General features: G+C 59.2%; 14 protein-coding genes. 11 read left to right on the top strand and 3 right to left on the bottom strand.

Annotated elements, in window-relative coordinates:
* Nucleotides 1-74: 74 nt before the first annotated feature.
* Together BLW36_RS04395 and BLW36_RS04390 are read right to left on the bottom strand one after the other, a co-directional pair.
* Nucleotides 75-782 (bottom strand): SIMPL domain-containing protein, encoded by a 708-nt coding sequence (locus tag BLW36_RS04395; protein ID WP_091385524.1) that lies wholly within the window; start codon nt 780-782, stop codon nt 75-77.
* A 108-nt stretch (nt 783-890) separates the two neighbouring features.
* Nucleotides 891-2,054, bottom strand: a complete 1,164-nt coding sequence (locus BLW36_RS04390; RefSeq protein ID WP_091385523.1) for an aminotransferase class V-fold PLP-dependent enzyme — start codon at nt 2,052-2,054, stop codon at nt 891-893.
* Between the two features lie 78 nt (nt 2,055-2,132).
* On the opposite strand from BLW36_RS04390, the gene BLW36_RS04385 reads away from it, so the two are divergent.
* The 5 genes from BLW36_RS04385 to BLW36_RS04365 all read left to right on the top strand — a co-directional run bounded on the left by BLW36_RS04385 (nt 2,133) and on the right by BLW36_RS04365 (nt 6,316).
* On the top strand, nt 2,133-2,573 hold the full coding sequence (locus BLW36_RS04385; protein ID WP_091385521.1) for a VOC family protein: 441 nt from the start codon (nt 2,133-2,135) through the stop codon (nt 2,571-2,573).
* Between the two features lie 105 nt (nt 2,574-2,678).
* Nucleotides 2,679-3,785, top strand: a complete 1,107-nt coding sequence (locus BLW36_RS04380; protein ID WP_091385519.1) for a hypothetical protein — start codon at nt 2,679-2,681, stop codon at nt 3,783-3,785.
* Nucleotides 3,782-4,453, top strand: coding sequence for a GntR family transcriptional regulator (locus BLW36_RS04375; RefSeq protein ID WP_091385517.1), 672 nt, complete (start codon nt 3,782-3,784; stop codon nt 4,451-4,453). Before BLW36_RS04380 ends, BLW36_RS04375 begins: the two co-directional genes overlap by 4 nt.
* Nucleotides 4,454-4,457: 4 nt before the next feature.
* Complete coding sequence (locus BLW36_RS04370; RefSeq protein WP_091385514.1) at nt 4,458-4,766, top strand: DUF6122 family protein; 309 nt, start codon at nt 4,458-4,460, stop codon at nt 4,764-4,766.
* A 173-nt stretch (nt 4,767-4,939) separates the two neighbouring features.
* The gene (locus BLW36_RS04365; protein ID WP_091385513.1) at nt 4,940-6,316 is read left to right on the top strand and encodes a Type 1 glutamine amidotransferase-like domain-containing protein; all 1,377 of its coding nucleotides are present in this window, start codon (nt 4,940-4,942) and stop codon (nt 6,314-6,316) included.
* 78 nt (nt 6,317-6,394) lie between these two features.
* Here BLW36_RS04365 and BLW36_RS17090 read toward each other — a convergent pair whose 3' ends face one another.
* Complete coding sequence (locus BLW36_RS17090; protein ID WP_139304815.1) at nt 6,395-6,628, bottom strand: hypothetical protein; 234 nt, start codon at nt 6,626-6,628, stop codon at nt 6,395-6,397.
* A gap of 314 nt (nt 6,629-6,942) precedes the next feature.
* Here BLW36_RS17090 and BLW36_RS04360 point away from each other — a divergent pair, with 314 nt between their 5' ends.
* The 6 genes from BLW36_RS04360 (at nt 6,943) to BLW36_RS04335 (ending at nt 16,638) form a co-directional block, all read left to right on the top strand.
* Nucleotides 6,943-9,747: a TonB-dependent receptor plug domain-containing protein gene (locus BLW36_RS04360; protein ID WP_244506127.1), complete on the top strand. Its 2,805-nt coding sequence runs from the start codon at nt 6,943-6,945 to the stop codon at nt 9,745-9,747.
* Between the two features lie 170 nt (nt 9,748-9,917).
* Nucleotides 9,918-11,366 carry a putative basic amino acid antiporter YfcC gene (gene yfcC / locus BLW36_RS04355; protein WP_244506126.1) on the top strand — a complete coding sequence of 483 codons (1,449 nt, stop codon included), beginning with the start codon at nt 9,918-9,920 and terminating at the stop codon, nt 11,364-11,366.
* Nucleotides 11,367-11,382: 16 nt separating this feature from the next.
* A complete protein-coding gene (gene iadA, locus BLW36_RS04350; RefSeq protein WP_091385509.1) occupies nt 11,383-12,561 on the top strand; it encodes a beta-aspartyl-peptidase in 1,179 nt (392 codons plus the stop codon).
* Nucleotides 12,558-13,496, top strand: a complete 939-nt coding sequence (locus tag BLW36_RS04345; protein ID WP_091385507.1) for a GlxA family transcriptional regulator — start codon at nt 12,558-12,560, stop codon at nt 13,494-13,496. The genes iadA and BLW36_RS04345 overlap by 4 nt, the downstream gene beginning before the upstream one ends.
* Before the next feature lie 98 nt (nt 13,497-13,594).
* Nucleotides 13,595-14,761, top strand: coding sequence for a cyanophycinase (locus BLW36_RS04340; RefSeq protein ID WP_170833115.1), 1,167 nt, complete (start codon nt 13,595-13,597; stop codon nt 14,759-14,761).
* 527 nt (nt 14,762-15,288) lie between these two features.
* Nucleotides 15,289-16,638, top strand: coding sequence for an aspartate aminotransferase family protein (locus tag BLW36_RS04335; RefSeq protein ID WP_091385503.1), 1,350 nt, complete (start codon nt 15,289-15,291; stop codon nt 16,636-16,638).
* Nucleotides 16,639-16,681: the final 43 nt, after the last annotated feature.

Here is a 16,681-nt window from a genome sequence, read left to right as displayed (position 1 = left end):
CACCTGCGCTTAAAAAAAGGGCCCGCATGCGGGCCCTTTTTTATTGCTTGCGGAACAGCGAAGCGATTAGTGGATCAGTCTTCCAGTTCAAATACCAGGTCCAGATTCACGGTCAGCGTCGTTTCTCCCGGTGCGACTGGCGTGCCGGCGCTGTCTTTGGCCGCCATCTCCGCGCGCATCATCGGGCGCGGTATGCCGACGTTGCCGCTCTCGGAAACGCTGACAATGCGGCGCACCTTCATGTCCAGCGATTTGGCGTAATCTTCGGCGCGTGCCTGGGCCTTTTCCAGTGCCTGTTTGCGCGCCTCGGCCATGACCGGTTCCGGCTCACCGATCTCCAGGCTCGGACCGTTGATCTGATTGGCGCCGGCCGCCGCCAGATCATCCAGCACGTCACCGAGCTTTTCCATTTCGCGCACCTTGATGCTTACGGTGTTGCGCGCCATGTAACCGGTGATCTGCGGTTTGCGACCCTGCTGATAGTCGTAGCGCGGCGACAGGCTGATACCGCTGGTCTGTACGTCCTTGTCGTCGATGCCGGCTTTCTTGATCGCTTTCAGCAGTTTGTCCATCTGTTCGGCGTTATCGCGCATCGCCTTCTCGCTGTCCTCCGCTTCGGTCACGACACCGGCGGAGATACGGGCGATGTCCGGTGCCTTGCTGGCTTCACCGCTGGCGGAAATGGACACCAGGGTGCCGCGCTCGGCAGGGGCGCGGTCACCGCCGCAGGCGGTGGCCAGCAGCGCGAGTAGGGCAATGGTCGAAATTTTTACAACTCTCATGACTCTTTCCTTATAAGTCGTGTTTTGGGACCGGGAAATCCCGGTAGTACCGATGACAGAATATTAATCGTCGCTTTCTGAACAGGAGCTGAGCGAGCCCGCCTCTCCTTAGGTGAATACCTGTCGATAAGTTTCATTTTCACCGTGATAGATTGCAAAACCGAGACGTAGCAATTGCTGGCGTCGATCGCTCAGGACGGCCCGGGACTTCAATTCCTTTTGCAGTCTCTCGGCATCCTGTGCGGTGCCGCAATCGAAGGTGAAAAAGTGGCCGTGGCCGTTTTCCAGATCGTGACAGATCAGGTTTTGCCGGTTTAGCAGTGGGTGGTTGGCTTCATCCATGGTCTGCAGGAACCGCCGCTGGGCGGCCAGCACATAGTCGTGGATTTTATCCACGGTAATGCCGTCTCGTTCGAACAGATCGAAAATGGCCAGCCCCTTGTAGAGAGGCGAGTAATCCATAGTCGCACCGGCGAAGCGCAGCCAGTTGTCGGCAAATCCCACCCGGTCGGCGCGGTTCTCGAGCTCCTCCAGCTCTGCAAACCAGCCGGTATTCAGTGGCCGCAGGGAGCAGCTGGCGGGAACGCTCATAAAGCACATACCCTCGCCGGCACCCAAATATTTGTAGGAACCGGCGGTGAAGAACACCTTGTCGGCAACCCTGCTAAGGTCGATGGGGCGCGCGAAGAAGCCGTGGTAGCCGTCGATGACGAACTCGGTGCGCGCCGGTTTTCGCGCGGCGATCTCCAGCAGCTCGGGAAACACCACGCCGGAGTCGAAGAATACCAGGCTGGCGTAGGCGAGCTGGTAATCGTTGCGTTGCAGTTCCTGTTCGAAGCGCTCGGCCAGTGTGGCGTAGGGCTTTTTGGCAATACGCGTCACTTCGACGTTGGGTAATTCTTCCAGGCGCTGCAGCTGGCGGGCGAAGCTGTAAAATTCGCCATCGGTCGTGAGGATACGCAGCGGGCGGGCGAGGTCGAAGGCGCTGATGACGCGATAGACCAGCTCATGGGTATTGGGTGCGATGGCGATGCGGTCCGGGTCCGGCAGATTCAGTGTGCGGGCGACGGCCGCCTGCCAGGCCGGAATCTTCTGTTCGAAGATCGGGCCCCATTTCTCGTCGGCGAGCAGGGCAGAATCGCGCCAGTACTGCTGCACCGCGTCCATTGTGACGTCGGGCCAGTAGTGGTGGGAGTGGCACGCCATGTGCAGCATCGAGGACGGGCTGCCACTGGGAGCCTGCAAAAACTGTCGATAGTATTTTTGATACATTTGGTTCTAGTGTCTGCAATCTGGATCATTTAATTTGTGTCGCGATTGTAGATGGTGACAAACGGAAGGAGTAGTGGCGTGGAATATCTGCACACAATGGTTCGCGTAGCGGATCTGGAAGAGTCTTTGAAGTTTTATTGCGAGAAACTGGGCCTGCAGCAGATCAGTCGCAAGGATTACGACAAGGGGCGCTTTACCCTGGTGTTTCTCGCTGCGCCGGGCGATGCGGATAGCGCGCGCGAGAACAAGACTCCCTGTCTGGAGCTGACCTACAACTGGGATCCCGAAACGTACAGCGGTGGGCGCAATTTTGGTCATTTGGCCTATCGCGTGGATAATATCTATGCAATTTGCCAGCGATTGATGGACGAGGGCGTTACAATCAACCGCCCGCCCCGGGATGGCCATATGGCATTTGTACGCTCCCCGGACGGTATCTCGATCGAATTGCTGCAGAAAGGCGAGCCCCTGGACCCACAGGAGCCGTGGGCGTCGATGGAAAACACCGGCGAGTGGTAGCGGTTGCGGATGGTTGAGGCTAAGGGCGCGAGCGCGACTTTGGCCCGGCGGTAACGATTTGAACGGCGAACCCTGCGTTTGCCGGTGAGTGTTTAGAGAGCAGCTTTGAAAAAAACCAATTGCGTACTACTGGCGGGCGCCAACGCGGCCGGCCGCATCCGCGACGAGGGGTTGCGCCCGCAGCAATTCTCCACCCTGGTGGGCGCCTCCGGCGGCCCCAAGTGGCTGGTAATCAGTCAGCTGGACCGGGTACTGATGGGGGAGTTCTTCCGCGAGCGCCGCGAGCCGATAGTGACCCTTGGCTCCTCTATCGGCAGTTTTCGCAATATGTGTTACGCGATGCGGGATCCGCTGTCGGCCCTCGAGCGCCTCGAGTACGGCTATATCAACCAGTCCTACGCTTCGGACAGGCCCACTCCGGTGGAGATCACCGCCGCTGGTGAAAAGATCCTGCAGGACGTACTGGGCGAAGAGGGCGCGCGCGAGGTGGCGGACAATCCCGTATGGCACAGCCACTTCGTCACCGTGCGCGGCCGCGGACCGCTGGCCAGTGAAAAGCGCGCGCTGCTGGCACCGGCCCTGTTTGCTTCCGCACTGGCCAACGCGCTGTCCCGGCGCAGCCTGAGTGCTTTCTGGGACAGGGTGGTGTTCCATTCCGGTGAGCGGCCGGCAGTCCACTTTGACAACCTGCGCACGGTCAATACACGGCTGTCCACCGAGAACGTCTGCGCTGCGGTACTGGCCAGCGGCTCGATACCGCTGGTCATGGCGGGGGTACAGAATCCCCATGGGGCGCCGGTCGGCAATTACCGCGATGGCGGCATCACCGACTACCACTTCGACCTGCGCTTCCAGCATCCGGAGGGCCTGTCGCTCTATCCGCACTTCTTCCCCTACATGGTGCCCGGCTGGTTTGACAAGAGCCTGTCGTGGCGCTGGGTCAGGGGCGGTGCCATGCAGAACACGCTGCTGGTAGCGCCGTCGCCCGCCTTTGTGGCGAGCCTGCCCTACGGCAAGATTCCGGATCGCAATGATTTCTACAAGCTCAGCAACGACGAGCGACTGAAGTACTGGAACAGGGTGGTGGATATGAGCCGCCAGGTTGCGGAAGACTTCTACGAGCTGTGGCAGACCGGTACTGTAGCCGATCATTTGATCGAGGTCGGGTCCGATGATGTGCCGCACAAACTGCAGCAGGTCGCCGCAGCATGAGTACGGCACCGGAATTCAACGCCCCGCAGGAGGAGTACCGCACCACACAGGAGCGGGTCTACTACCAAGTGCGCGACGCGATTCTGCGCGGCAAGTTCCTGCCCGGCCATGCGATCACTATCCGCGGTCTGGCCGCAGACCTCGATTGCAGCCCGATGCCGGTGCGCGAAGCGCTGCGCCGCCTGACCTCGGAGCGCGCGCTGGAGCTGTCGGATACGCGGCGGGTGACCGTGCCGACCATGACACCGGAAAAACTCGCCGAAATTTGCGCGGCGCGTGTTGCGCTGGAATGCCAGGCCGCAGAGCAGGCACTGCCCTTTGTTGGCCCGCAGGAGCTGGAGCAGTTGCGCAAGCTGGACCAGCGGGTTACCGCGGCACTGGCGGACAAGGACATTGAGGAATATGTCACCGCCAACCTCGAGTTCCATTTCACCCTGTACCGTCTGGGGCGACCCCATATCATCCTGTCCCTGATCGAGAGCCTGTGGTTGCAGACAGCGCCGCTACAGCACCTGGTATTCCAGCGTTTCGGTGTGCAGGAGCTGCCGGACCGCCACCAGGACCTGATCGAGGCTATCGCCTCCGGCGATGCGGCGCTTGTGCGCACCGCCGTGCGCCAGGATATCGAAGAGGGGCTCGGCTCCATTTCTGCAGAAGAGCTCCTGTAAATAAATGTTCAGTTATATTCATCTCGTCCTGCACGGGTTGGTGCCGGTGGCAGTTGCCTGGTTTTTCTTTCGTGACGACTGGAAGAGGGCCGCGCTGATTATGTTGGCCGCCAACCTGGTGGATCTGGATCACCTGGTCGCCGATACGGTTTACGACCCCAACCGCTGCAGTATCAACTTCCACCCGTTGCACAAGATGCTGCCCATCTCCCTCTACGGCGCGATGATGTTTTTGCCCGCGAAGCCGTTACGCTACCTGGGTATCGGACTCATTATTCATATGTTGCTGGACGCCACGGACTGCGCTTTCTGACGCGAACCGTTGCGCCGAATCCATTGAAAATGTGCAATTTCCGCCGTGAATTTGCTCATTTTTACCCTTCATTATCTGGCGGTGATTCAAAAAACAGCCGCCGCGTTACTCTTTGATGGCATAACAATAATCGGCCGCCATCCAGGTCGGCCGCCCCCATCAAGGAGCGCGTCATGTTCGCGAGAATCGCACTGCTATTTTCCTGTCTTCTGGTAGGCCATTCTGCTTTCGCCTGTATTTCCCAGGAATCCGAATCCAACGAAGCCGAGCCCGATGCTGACGGCCCCGTCTGTTCCGGCCAGCTGGTAGATGGCGCTATCGGCAGTCGCCGCGATCAGGATTGGTATTATTTCAATATCGAGCAACCGGTCACTCTGGATATTACCCTCGAACATCACACTAGCGATGATTTCGACTGGTATCTGTACGATTCCCAGCAACAACTTTATCGCGCGGAAACCGGTGCTGTGCCCGAGCGCGCTTCGGTAAGCGTCGACGGCGCGGGCCTCTATACGCTAAAGGTGGCCCGCTACCGGGGACAGGGCTGGTACAGCCTGGATGTGAGCGGTATTCCCGCGGGTGGTAGCGGCGGCGGTTCTGGCGGTCAGTGTGATCTGGGCGTGCGGCCGGCGAAGCCGGGCGGGTTGACCCGTTATCTAACCGGCAGCGAAGCGGATATCTGCGTGGAGCAGGGCGAGGGCGGTTTGCTGGTGATGGGCGGCGGCAGCGATGTGGACGCGGCCTTTACCCGCAGGGTCAAGCCGCTGATTGGTGGTGGCGATGTGGTGGTATTGCGCACCTCCGGCAGTGATGGCTACAACGATTATCTGCAGCAGCTGCTGGCCGCGGATTCGGTAGAGACACTGATCGTTGATCGCCGTCAGTATGCGGATGACGAATATGTTGCCTGGGTGGTGCGGTCGGCAGAATTCGTATGGATCGCCGGCGGCGATCAGTCCGACTATCTGAATCAATGGCAGGGTACGGAGCTGCAGCAGGCGCTGGATGAGGTATTGGCCCGCGGAGGTGTACTCGGTGGCACTTCTGCCGGTGCCGCGGTGCAATCAGAACATATCTACGATCCGGACGGCGTGCTCGGTGTCTACTCCTCCGAGGCGGTCACCGATCTGTGCCACGCCTACGTCAATATCTCCACGGGTTTTCTCGGCACGCCAGTGATGCAGAACCTGATTGTCGATACGCATTTTGTCGAGCGGGACCGCATGGGGCGGCTGATGGTATTTATGGCCGCCCTGCCGGTTGGTATAGGCGGTATCGGCGTGGATGAGGCTACGTCCATTTTCTTCTCGACAGACGGTAGCGGTATCGTCGATGGCAGCGGTCATGTCTATGTACTGGCCGAGGATGGGGCCACCTCGCGAACCCAGGCGAGCTGTGGTGAGCCGGTCATCTACGAGAATGTGCTGCGCTATCAATTGTCCGAGTTTGAGCAGTTCAATATTGTCACCGGCGCGACCAGCGCAGTGCCGAAGCGCATCGGCGTCGATGGGCGATATGGCAGCTTCTATATCAATCAGCCTTACCAGTAATGACCAGTAGTGTGCATGTTGGGGGTGCGCGGATCGGGCTGTCTGTTGCCGATTCGCGGCCCGGTACAGCACATGGTTTTAATGGACGTGTTGATTTTGAGCCAATGATTCCGGCTGCAGCGCGGCAGATAGTTCGGTATTGGCGGCTGTTTTCCGTTGGTTTGCGCGGGATTGAATAAAGGCTTTACAGCATTTTTTTGCCGTGATAAAAAATGCAGGAAGTTTGCTAATAAAAACTTTAACCTGCCAACTTAAAAGCGCTATGAACTCAGGCAACATGATTACAATTGCTGCTATCGAGCGCTGCTCCACCAACTACCAGCTCAGCGAGTGGTTTGACGAGTAGCTTCCTCCTCTCGGCGTAGCCGGGAGCCCAACGCTATTGGGCATTGCTTAACATTTCGCATTGCCCGTAAGTCGTTAGGTGAATTGGAAGGGAAGCTATAAGTCGGAATCTCCCCGTACTTATTTCCACTGCAATATTCCACAGGATTGGTATGCCCAGGGTCTGCTGATTTGTGTGGCTTTGCCCGGCCGTCGTGTGTCCGTTTACCCGTGATGTGTCTGAATTTTCTGACTATCCACTAATTTGGGATCCGACACCCGAAAAGCAAAAGGGAAATAATGTGAATAAAAGAACCCATCTATATCAGGCAATTCGTCTCGCCATCGGCTGTTCTCTGGTATATGGCACGGCGTTCGCTCAGAACGCCCAACAGCCGGAGGAGGCTATCGAACAGGTAGTGGTGACCGGTACCCACATCAAGGGGCTGGATACCGAGGGCGCGGTGCAGGTCGTACAGATCGGCCGTGAAGATATTGAAGCCTCCGGGGCGACATCGCCGATTGAAATCCTGCAGCAATTGACACAGACCGGTGGTGGCGGCGGGACTTTTTCCACTGCTACTGGCGGGCCGCTGTCGAGCGATACGCCGGTAGGGGCGGCCGGTGTTTCCCTGCGCGGCCTGGGTGCTTCTGCGACATTGGTACTGGTCAACGGGCGACGCGTTTCGGTCAGCTCCTTCGCCAAGGGGCAGGAATCGTTTGTCGATGTCAATGCGATTCCGCTGTCGGCCATCGAGCGGGTGGAAGTCCTGCCGAGTGGTGCCGCCGCCACTTACGGCGCCGATGCAGTTGCCGGGGTCGTGAACTTTGTGCTGCGCGAGGATTTTGAGGGCAGCGAGATCTCCCTGTCGCACGGCAACTCGACTGCCGCTACCGATGAGGGCAAGTACAACCTGAACTGGGTGTGGGGTCACAAAGGCGAACGCAGCCATACGATGCTGGTTGCCGACTTCTTTACCCGCAATGCCCTCTACGATCGGGATCGCGACATTTCCGCGAACTCCGTGCGCCCCAGTCAACAGGGCGTCTACCCGAGTTTCAACGACCTGTTCGCGATGTACTACGACCAGACCGAAATGGCGGTTGATGGCGGCTGTCCGGATGACCAGTTCGGCTTTGGCAGCTTTGGCGAGTACTGTGAATTCAATACCAATGCTTTTGTCGCTACCCAGGACGAGTATGACAGTGCGAGTCTGGTGGGCACATTCCGTTACCAGCTGACGGACAATGTCGAGTGGTTCAATACCGCGATGTTGCAGATGAATCAGTCCCGTGGCACGGCCGCCCCGGCCAATTTCAGTCGCGCGCCTTTCGACCCGGAGAGCCCCCTGTGGCCGGAAGCGCTGCAGGCAGATCTCGTCGAAGAGGGCTCTTTTAGCGCGGATTACCCGACGAATTCCTTCAGTGATTTCTACGGTTACCCGATTTACGCCTGGGGCAAATTTCCCGATCCCCGTGCGGTGGAGGTCGAGAGCGAATCGGCGCGGCTGGTGACCGGACTGCGCGGCGCTATCTCCGGCTGGGACTGGGAGCTGGCTGCCAATCTGGGTCGCAGCGAGTCGGAACAGCGTGGTCTGTCCGGCCTGTACCGCTCCGAGGCCTTCTATAACGCCAGCATGGGCAACCTGTGTAGCGATGGTAGCCTGGTCAATCGGTGGGATCTGGATCTGGCGCGCCCGGATGCGGACTATGTCGGTGAAACCTGTGAATCCATCGGCCAGACTACCGCCTGGTATAACCCTTTTGGTGGTCAGGCAGAACAGCTCGACGTCGTCGATCAGTATGTCCGCACCGATGCGCGTCGCAGTGGCGTCTCCGAACTGTTTGCGATTGACGGCAATATTTCCGGCAGCTGGATAGAGTTGCCCGCTGGCGCGATTCAGGTGGCGGTCGGTGCCGAGTTCCGCCGTGAGTCCGTGCAGGACAGGCCGTCGGGCGATGCGGTCTCCATGACCCTGAACCCGGAGCCGATTCTCGGTTTCAGCTCCACCTCCGCCGATGCCGAGCGCGACCAGTGGGCCCTTTACACCGAGCAGATGATCCCCCTGGCATCCAGTACCGAACTGCAACTGGCACTGCGCTACGACCACTACGACAGTTTCGGTGGCGATGCGAATCCCAAGATCGCGCTGCGCCATGCGTTCAATGAAGCGATCATTTTCCGCAGCAATTGGTCGACTTCCTTCCGGGCCCCGTCACTGGCCCAGGTAGGCGCCGGCACGCTGTTGAGCAGTTACACCGTGGACTGTGCCGTGACGCCAGCTGCCTGTGATGGCCTTGTCGATGAAGATGGTGAGGCGCTGCTGTCCGAAGAGGTGAGCAATGACAACCTGAAGCCGGAAACTGCCACGACCTGGGGCGCCGGTTTCCTGCTCAAACCCACCGCAGATACCGAGATCTCGATCGATTACTGGAATATCGAGCATGAAAACCTGATTGGTGTCGAGGAGGATGATTTCATCCTGCGCGCACTGGCCGGGGAATTTCCGGCTGTTGGCGAGGGCGAGCTGGCGACCGGGATGCCCGGACTGGAAGTGGCAGGTGGCTTTGTAGTCGATGCCCACTTCCAGCTGACCAACCTGGGCTGGCAGAAAACCAGCGGTGTGGACATGGCATTCACCCAGTACTTCGATACCGATAACTGGGGTCGTTTCCGCTTCACTTTGGATGGCACCTACCTGGAGACATTCGACAAGTTGCCGTCGGCGGCCCTGGGTGTCGTCAGCGAAGCCGGCGAGTACACTTACCCGCGCTGGCTGGCCAACAGCTCACTGCGCTGGAGTTACCAGGACTGGTCCGCGACGCTGGGTGCCAGGTATACGCACAGTTATATGGACGATCCCAGCCCGCGGGTTCTGACGGCGGTAGGCCTGCCGGACGACGCGCAAGTCGAAGTGGATCCCTGGACAGTGTTTGACCTGAGTATGAGTCGCGACTTCGACAACGGCAGCTGGCTGAGCCTGCGCGTGGATAACCTGCTGGATGAAGAACCGCCGCTGGTATTGGGTACGAGCGCCAACGTGGATCACTTCAACCACAACTCGATGGGGCGCTTCGTCACGCTCCGTTATGGCCATGCATTCTGATATGAATGAGTGACAGGTGGTATCCGCTGGGCATTTCCTGTTCGGCGGGTACCCCCGGTGACCGCGAGAGCGAAAAAGACTTTTAAACGGGTGTATTTTCTATGCAAGCAACTGCTCCCAGAGCTGACCGGCAAGAATCCGGCAGTATTGCCGCTGAGCCAAAGTGGGCAATGCCTGATACCTATCTGATTCTCCTGTGTGTGGCGGTCTTTGCCTTCGCACTTAATTTTTTTATTCCCGCCGGTAGCTTCGACACCGTGGTCAATACGGTCAATGGCGTCGAGCGCAGTGTGATCGACCCGGCCACTTACCGGCAGGTTGCAGCGGCACCACAGGGAATGGCGCTGTTCGCGGAAGGCGGAGAAATTGGCTTGCTGAACTTCCCCTTCGAGGGGATGGTGTCAGGCTCCAAGTGGGGTGCTTCCATTGGTGTGTTCGCATTTATTCTGCTTACCGGCGGCGCCTTCGGACTGATCTTTGCCAGCGGTTCGGTAGAGCGCGGGCTGTTCCAGGTCATTGCGCGTAACCGCCGGGCGGGTTCCCTGTACCTGGTTATTTTGTGCGGCCTGTTTTCGGTCGGCGGCGCGGTGTTTGGCATGGGGGAGGAGGTGATCCCCTTCACCTTGATTCTGGTGCCGCTGCTGGTGTCGATGGGCTATGACAGCATTACCGCGCTGTTGGTGACCTACGTTGCCACTCAGGTTGGCTTTGCCACCTCATGGATGAATCCGTTCGGGGTAAGCATCGCCCAGGGAATTGCTGATGTGCCATTGATGTCTGGAAGTGGCCCACGCATGCTGCTGTGGTTTATCGCCACGGCTCTCCTCACTGGCTTCACTGTACTCTATGCGCGCCGCGTGCAGCAGTATCCGCAATCGTCGCTAGCCTATACGTCGGATGCGGTGTTTCGCGAAAAGCGCCAGTCGACAGATCATCTACGCACCATGGTGCGCGGAGATGGTTGGGTGTTGCTGCTGTTCGCGGCGGGTATCGCCTGGATGATCTGGGGCGTGGTCGAGCGCAGCTATTTTCTCCCTGAAATTGCTACCCAGTTTTTTACCATGGGCATTGTCATTGCGGTGGTGGCCATTGTTTTCGGCCTCAACGGTCTTACAGCAAATAAAGCTGCGGCAGCCTTTAAAGAGGGAGCACAGCAGTTATTGCCTGCGGCGATGGTGGTGGCCTTCGCTAAAGGCATAGTGCTGTTACTCGGCGGTGATGATCCCAGTGGTGCCAGCGTATTGAACACCATTCTCCATTGGGCCGGCGAATCTCTGTCCGGTGTCTCCGGCGCTGTGTCTGCCTGGTTTATGTTGCTGTTTCAGACTGTTTTCAATTTCTTCGTTACTTCCGGTTCCGGACAGGCGGCACTGACCATGCCGATCATGGCGCCGCTCGGCGATGTGGTTGGCGTCACGCGCCAGACTGCGGTGTTGGCATTTCAACTCGGGGATGGCTTTACCAACATCGTTGTGCCCACGTCCGCAGCGTTGATGGGGTGTCTGGGAGCCGCGCGCCTCGACTGGGGTATCTGGATACGTTTTGTTTTGCCTCTGCAGGCCGGACTCTTCCTGCTGGCGTCTCTGGCGGTGATCATCGCCGCATTCAGTGGTTTTTAAGTTGTAATTATTCTCTATGTCAAAAATTTTCCTGATAAAAAATGCCCATGTGTTTGCGCCGCGAGATCTTGGTGTCTGCGATGTGCTCATAGCGGGCGACAAGATAGCCCGGATCGATCAGGGCCTGGAGCTGCCGCCCGAAATCGGCGATGTCATCGATGCTGACGGTGCCTGGTTGCTGCCGGGCCTGGTGGATTCTCTGGCGCATATCAGTGGAGGGGGCGGTGAGGGCGGCTTTGCCTCGCGCACCCCGGAGCTGGAGCCTCGCGAGGCTTTTGCTTCCGGTGTTACGACGCTGGTCGGTGTACTCGGCACCGACGCCACCACCCGGACATTGAATGAGCTCTACGGCAAGGCCCGTGCGCTGGATGCGCAGGGGCTCAGTTGTTACATGCACAGCGGTTCCTACCAGTTCCCGGTAACCACGCTGACCGGCAGTGTTCGCACCGATATTATGCTGGTGGACAATATTATCGGCGTCGGCGAGCTGGCGATTTCCGATCATCGCTCTTCCCAGCCCTCAATTCAGGAGCTGGTGCGAGTCGCATCCGATGCGCGGGTGGCGGGGCTGCTAAGTGGCAAGAGTGGTGTAGTCAGCATCCATGTGGGCGGTTGTGCGGGGCGGCTGCAGCCGCTATTCGATGCGGTGGCGGCGTCCGACATCCCCATCAGCCAGTTTTACCCGACCCATATCAATCGCGACGAGGCTCTGTTGGAGCACGGAGTGGCATTTGCCCGCGCCGGCGGATACATCGACTTTACCACTTCGACCACACCGGAAATTCTAGCCACTGGTGAGCTGCGCGCGAGTGCCGCGCTGAAGGCGGTCCTGGACGCCGGTGTCCCCGCAGATCGTATTACGTTCTCATCGGACGCCCAGGGCTCCATGACGAACTTCTGTGACAAGGGTCGCTTGCAGGATATTGAGGTGGGCTCCGTGTCCAGTCTGTTCGGGGAATTTCAGCGGGCTGTCAGCGAGGAAAACATTGATTTCGTCAAGGCGCTGCAGGCGGTAACCGCCAACCCGGCCGGCGTGCTCGGATTGCGGCAAAAGGGCCGGATCGCTGCAGGAATGGACGCCGATCTCATCGTCGTGGATCCGCAGAGCTTCTCGATTCGACACGTGATGGCGCGGGGCGAGTGGCAGTATTTTGATGGCGGACTCCGCTACTCGGGGGCATTTGCCGGATCATGAGTCAGGCAGCCGCGAACTCAGTTGTTATCCTGCTGCTGCCCGGCTTTTCCGTGGCCAGCCTGGGAGTAATGACGGAGCGCTTCACCGCCATTAGCGGAGGTGCGCCGCTGATTTGCAGTTTCCGTGAAGAAATGGTTCCTGCGGAACACGGCGTGCAGATTCAGGCTCGATCGCTGCCGCAGCAGGCGGTACCGGCATGCCGCATCCTGGTTGTCTGTGGTGGGCGCCAGAGCCTGCGACTCGAGCCGAGTCAGCGCGTGCTGTTGCAACGAATTGGCGTGCGCAGTGGGCAGTTGATGGGCATCGGCAGCGGCGTAATCGCGCTCGCGCAGGCCGGGCTACTCGCTAGTTGCCGCTGCAGTGCGCCGATGGAACTCCGCGCGGAGCTGCAACGACAGGATCCGCAACTCTTGCTCAGCCCATTTGCGTTTACCCGCGATGGCCGGCTGTGGACCTGCAGCGATGAGGACGCTGTGGCCGTCATGCTGAATGCGCTGTTCTCCGAACCTGGCGAGAAGGACGGGGCTGATGGTGCCAGGTCACGCAGTGAAGTTGAGGATCGCGCGATCTTGTTGGAAGCCCAGATGCTGATGCGGAACAACGTCACAGAGCCGTTGACCACCGCAGAGATCGCAACTTATCTCGGGGTTACCAGCAAAAAGCTCGAGCGAATTTTCCGGCGGCTCGTCGGGCAGTTACCGGCGCGCTTTTATATTGATTTGCGCCTGTCTGCCGCCAGGCAAATGCTGCATCACAGCAACTTCAGTATTGAAGAGATCGGCAACCGGTGTGGCTTCAGCTCGGCGTCCCATTTCAGTCGTGCTTTTCGCAATCACTTTGGTCGCCCGCCACGCGTCGAGCGTCAGCAATTCACGGCGATATCGGAAATAGCCTCAACATCCGGGGCGACAAATATGAATTTATACGCAGGTTAACTATGCGCTTTGGTATTTACGGATTTAGCCGAACTCTCATTACTCTTTTGCTCGGACTGGTCGCAAGTCATGCCCTGGCTGCAGACCGCGGAAAGCTGATGATCGTCGGCGGCGCATTGCGCAGCGACAATGCGACAGTTTATCGCGAGTTCATTGCCTCGATACCCGCCGCGTTCCCCGATGTCGCCATTGTGCCTGCTGCATCGGGGCGGCCGGCTCACTACGCCGAAGCCTTTCGGCAGGATATGCGGCTCTACGGCTTTGCCGGTCAGGTGCATGTTCTGCCGGTGGCGGTAAAGGATGATCCGGAGACGCCGGAAGACGAGAGTCGCTGGCGGCGTGGAGCCTACGATCGCGCCCTGGTCGAGCAAATGGAGAGGGTCGGCGGAGTCTGGTTTGTCGGTGGCGACCAAACGCGTATCACGAACACGCTTCTGGACGCCGACGGCAGTGATACCCCGTTGTTGGCCGCGATTCGCCGGCAGCTGGAGCGGGGTGCAATTGTAGGTGGTACCAGCGCCGGCGCGGCCATCATGAGTGGCACAATGATCGCCGCCGGGGATTCCCTTTCCGCACTGACCCAGCCGCCGGCAGCGCGGTACACGGGAATGCAGTCACAGGAGTCCGGGCAGCTCTTACTGGCAACCGGTCTCGGATTTATGCCGACAGGTATCGTCGATCAGCACTTCGATCGCAAGAGCCGTCTCGGCCGCCTGGTGCGGGCGCTGGCGCCGCCGTTGCCGGAGGGGGAACGGCGCGGTTTCGGTATCGATGAGGACACCGCGATATTGGTCGATCGGAATAGCGGCGAAATGCAGGTACTGGGGCGGGGCAACTTGATTCTGCTCGATGCGCGCCGGGCAAATTTCGCGAAACAGAAGTCGCACTTTGGGGTTGACGGTATACGGCTGTCAGTGCTGAGTAACGGCGACAGCTACAACTGGAAAACGGGCGCCCTGCGCGCTGCGGGTGGTGCAACGGTTGGAAACGAGGCATTTGCCTACCAGCCGCAACAGGGCGCAGGTATCGCTCTCCCGAATCAGCGTCTGGATCAGCTGCTGGGTTTTTCCCTGCTCGATAACAGCGATTCGCGGGAACTGCGTCGCTATGCATTCAATGAGACGGGGCGGGGCGTCCGCTTCCGCTTTGTGCAGACCGATGAGAGTCGCGGTTTCTGGCGCTATGGGTCGGGGACCAAGGATCAGTATTCGATCGGCGAAGTGCGTCTGTCAGTGGAACCGGTAACGGTCCAAATCAAGCCGTAATACTTTGTTGAGTACACGTCCGCGGGCCGCCCATTGAGGGGCGAGCGCTGTAGCCGCGGCGGCCCGTTTGCTCCGCGAGGCCGGGCCAGACTGTGACGTCATTATTGCGTCCGGCACCGCTACAGCGGTCGAGGCAGAGTGGCGCTGCGCCGTCGTCACTGTCCCAGAGCCTCGCCTGGCCATGCCATCATCTCCTAGATCCGCAGTAACTCCTGATCCGCCCTGGTAACCCCTGGCGGCAGCCTCACAGTCACCTTCCATGCCGAGCCCCAGCGATTCGGGGGGTATAGAAAGGCTCCTCACTATAGTGTTGTCCCTGTGGATCGATAGATCTTGCGCTCTCGCCGCAGTCACCTCTAAAATGTGATCACAAATTTGCAGGGAGCAAATTTGGGCGCCAGCGGCGCCCTTAGGGTGAGCGCCAGGGACCGGCGAATAACAGATTTTGGAGAGATAGGGCCCATGTCATGGGTGGCGCGCCGCCCAGAGCGGTGGAGCGGATCTCATCTACAAGCCAGGAGCGAGATATGAACAAGAGTCAACTGCAACAACACGACCGCGAGCACCTGCTGCACCCGTTTACCGATTTCCACGACCTGGGAAGGCAGGGGACCCGGGTGATTACCAGCGCTGAGGGCGCCTACATCACCGACATTGATGGTCAAAAAATGCTCGACGGTATGTCCGGGCTCTGGTGCTGTAACCTGGGTTACAGCCGCAAGGAAATCAGCGACGCGATTTATGAGCAGCTGAACACACTGCCGTTCTACAACAGCTTCTTCCAGTGCACGACCATTCCGTCCATCGAGCTGGCTGATGCGCTGGCGGAAGTGACGCCGGCGCACATGAACAATGTGTTCTTCACCGGCTCCGGCTCCGAGGCGAACGACACCAACCTGCGTATCATTCGCCGCTACTGGGACCTGAAAGAGCAGCCGGAGAAACGCATCATTATCTCCCGCAAGAATGCTTATCACGGTTCCACCATTGGCGGCGCCAGCCTCGGTGGCATGAGCGGCATGCACAAGCAGTTCCAGGCACTGGACTACATCGAGCACATTCAGCAGCCCTACTGGTTCGCTGAAGGCGGTGATATGTCTCCGGAAGAGTTCGGCATCTACGCCGCGCGCTGCCTGGATGAGAAAATTCAGGAGCTGGGCCCGGAGAAGGTAGCGGCCTTTATCGCCGAGCCGATTCAGGGCGCCGGCGGTGTGATCATCCCCCCGGAAACCTACTGGCCGGAGGTGAAGAAAGTCCTGGATCAGTACGACATCCTGCTGGTCATGGACGAAGTGATCTTCGGTTTCGGCCGTACCGGCGAGTGGTTCGGTGCCGACTACTACGGTATGCAGCCGGACCTGATGACCTTTGCCAAGGCGGTAACCAACGGCTATTTCCCGCTGGGCGGCACCATGATCAGCGATCGGGTGGCCGATGTGATCAAGGCCAAGGGGGGCGAATTCACCCACGGTTACACTTACTCTGCGCATCCGGCGGCCTGTATGGCGGGCCTGGCGACCATCAATATCCTGCGCAACGAGAAGATCATTGAAAATGTGCGCGACAATACCGGCCCCTACCTGGCCAAGCGCTGGGCGGAGCTGGCGGATCACCCGATTGTCGGCGAGGCGCGCAGTCTGGGTCTGGTAGGCGCGCTGGAGCTGGTGAAAGACAAGGGCAGCCGCGCGCGTTTCGATGACGACTGTACCGCCGGCGGTGTCTGCCGTGACATGAGCATCAAGAATGGCCTGGTAATGCGCGCCACCGGTGACACGATGATTATCGCGCCGCCGCTGATCATCACCACTGAGCAGGTGGACGAGCTGGTGGAAAAGGCGCGCCGCGCACTGGACGACACGGCCAAGGCGTTGGCGTAATATCGCAAGCGTTGTACTTGGCTTGTGCGGGAGCGGCCACCGG

It is taken from the genome of Microbulbifer marinus (assembly GCF_900107725.1).
GTDB classification, from domain to species: Bacteria; Pseudomonadota; Gammaproteobacteria; order Pseudomonadales; family Cellvibrionaceae; genus Microbulbifer; species Microbulbifer marinus.
Note: the sequence above shows the minus strand (reverse complement) of the source record. Positions and strands in the feature narration are given on the sequence as shown.

Coding starts and splice junctions, on each gene's coding strand:
- yfcC (WP_244506126.1), top strand. CDS start 9,918: ATGCCTGATACCTATCTGATTCTCCTGTGTGTGGCGGTCTTTGCCTTC.
- BLW36_RS04335 (WP_091385503.1), top strand. CDS start 15,289: ATGAACAAGAGTCAACTGCAACAACACGACCGCGAGCACCTGCTGCAC.
- BLW36_RS04370 (WP_091385514.1), top strand. CDS start 4,458: ATGTTCAGTTATATTCATCTCGTCCTGCACGGGTTGGTGCCGGTGGCA.
- BLW36_RS04395 (WP_091385524.1), bottom strand. CDS start 782: ATGAGAGTTGTAAAAATTTCGACCATTGCCCTACTCGCGCTGCTGGCC.
- BLW36_RS04340 (WP_170833115.1), top strand. CDS start 13,595: ATGATCGTCGGCGGCGCATTGCGCAGCGACAATGCGACAGTTTATCGC.
- iadA (WP_091385509.1), top strand. CDS start 11,383: ATGTCAAAAATTTTCCTGATAAAAAATGCCCATGTGTTTGCGCCGCGA.
- BLW36_RS04375 (WP_091385517.1), top strand. CDS start 3,782: ATGAGTACGGCACCGGAATTCAACGCCCCGCAGGAGGAGTACCGCACC.
- BLW36_RS04345 (WP_091385507.1), top strand. CDS start 12,558: ATGAGTCAGGCAGCCGCGAACTCAGTTGTTATCCTGCTGCTGCCCGGC.
- BLW36_RS04390 (WP_091385523.1), bottom strand. CDS start 2,054: ATGTATCAAAAATACTATCGACAGTTTTTGCAGGCTCCCAGTGGCAGC.
- BLW36_RS04365 (WP_091385513.1), top strand. CDS start 4,940: ATGTTCGCGAGAATCGCACTGCTATTTTCCTGTCTTCTGGTAGGCCAT.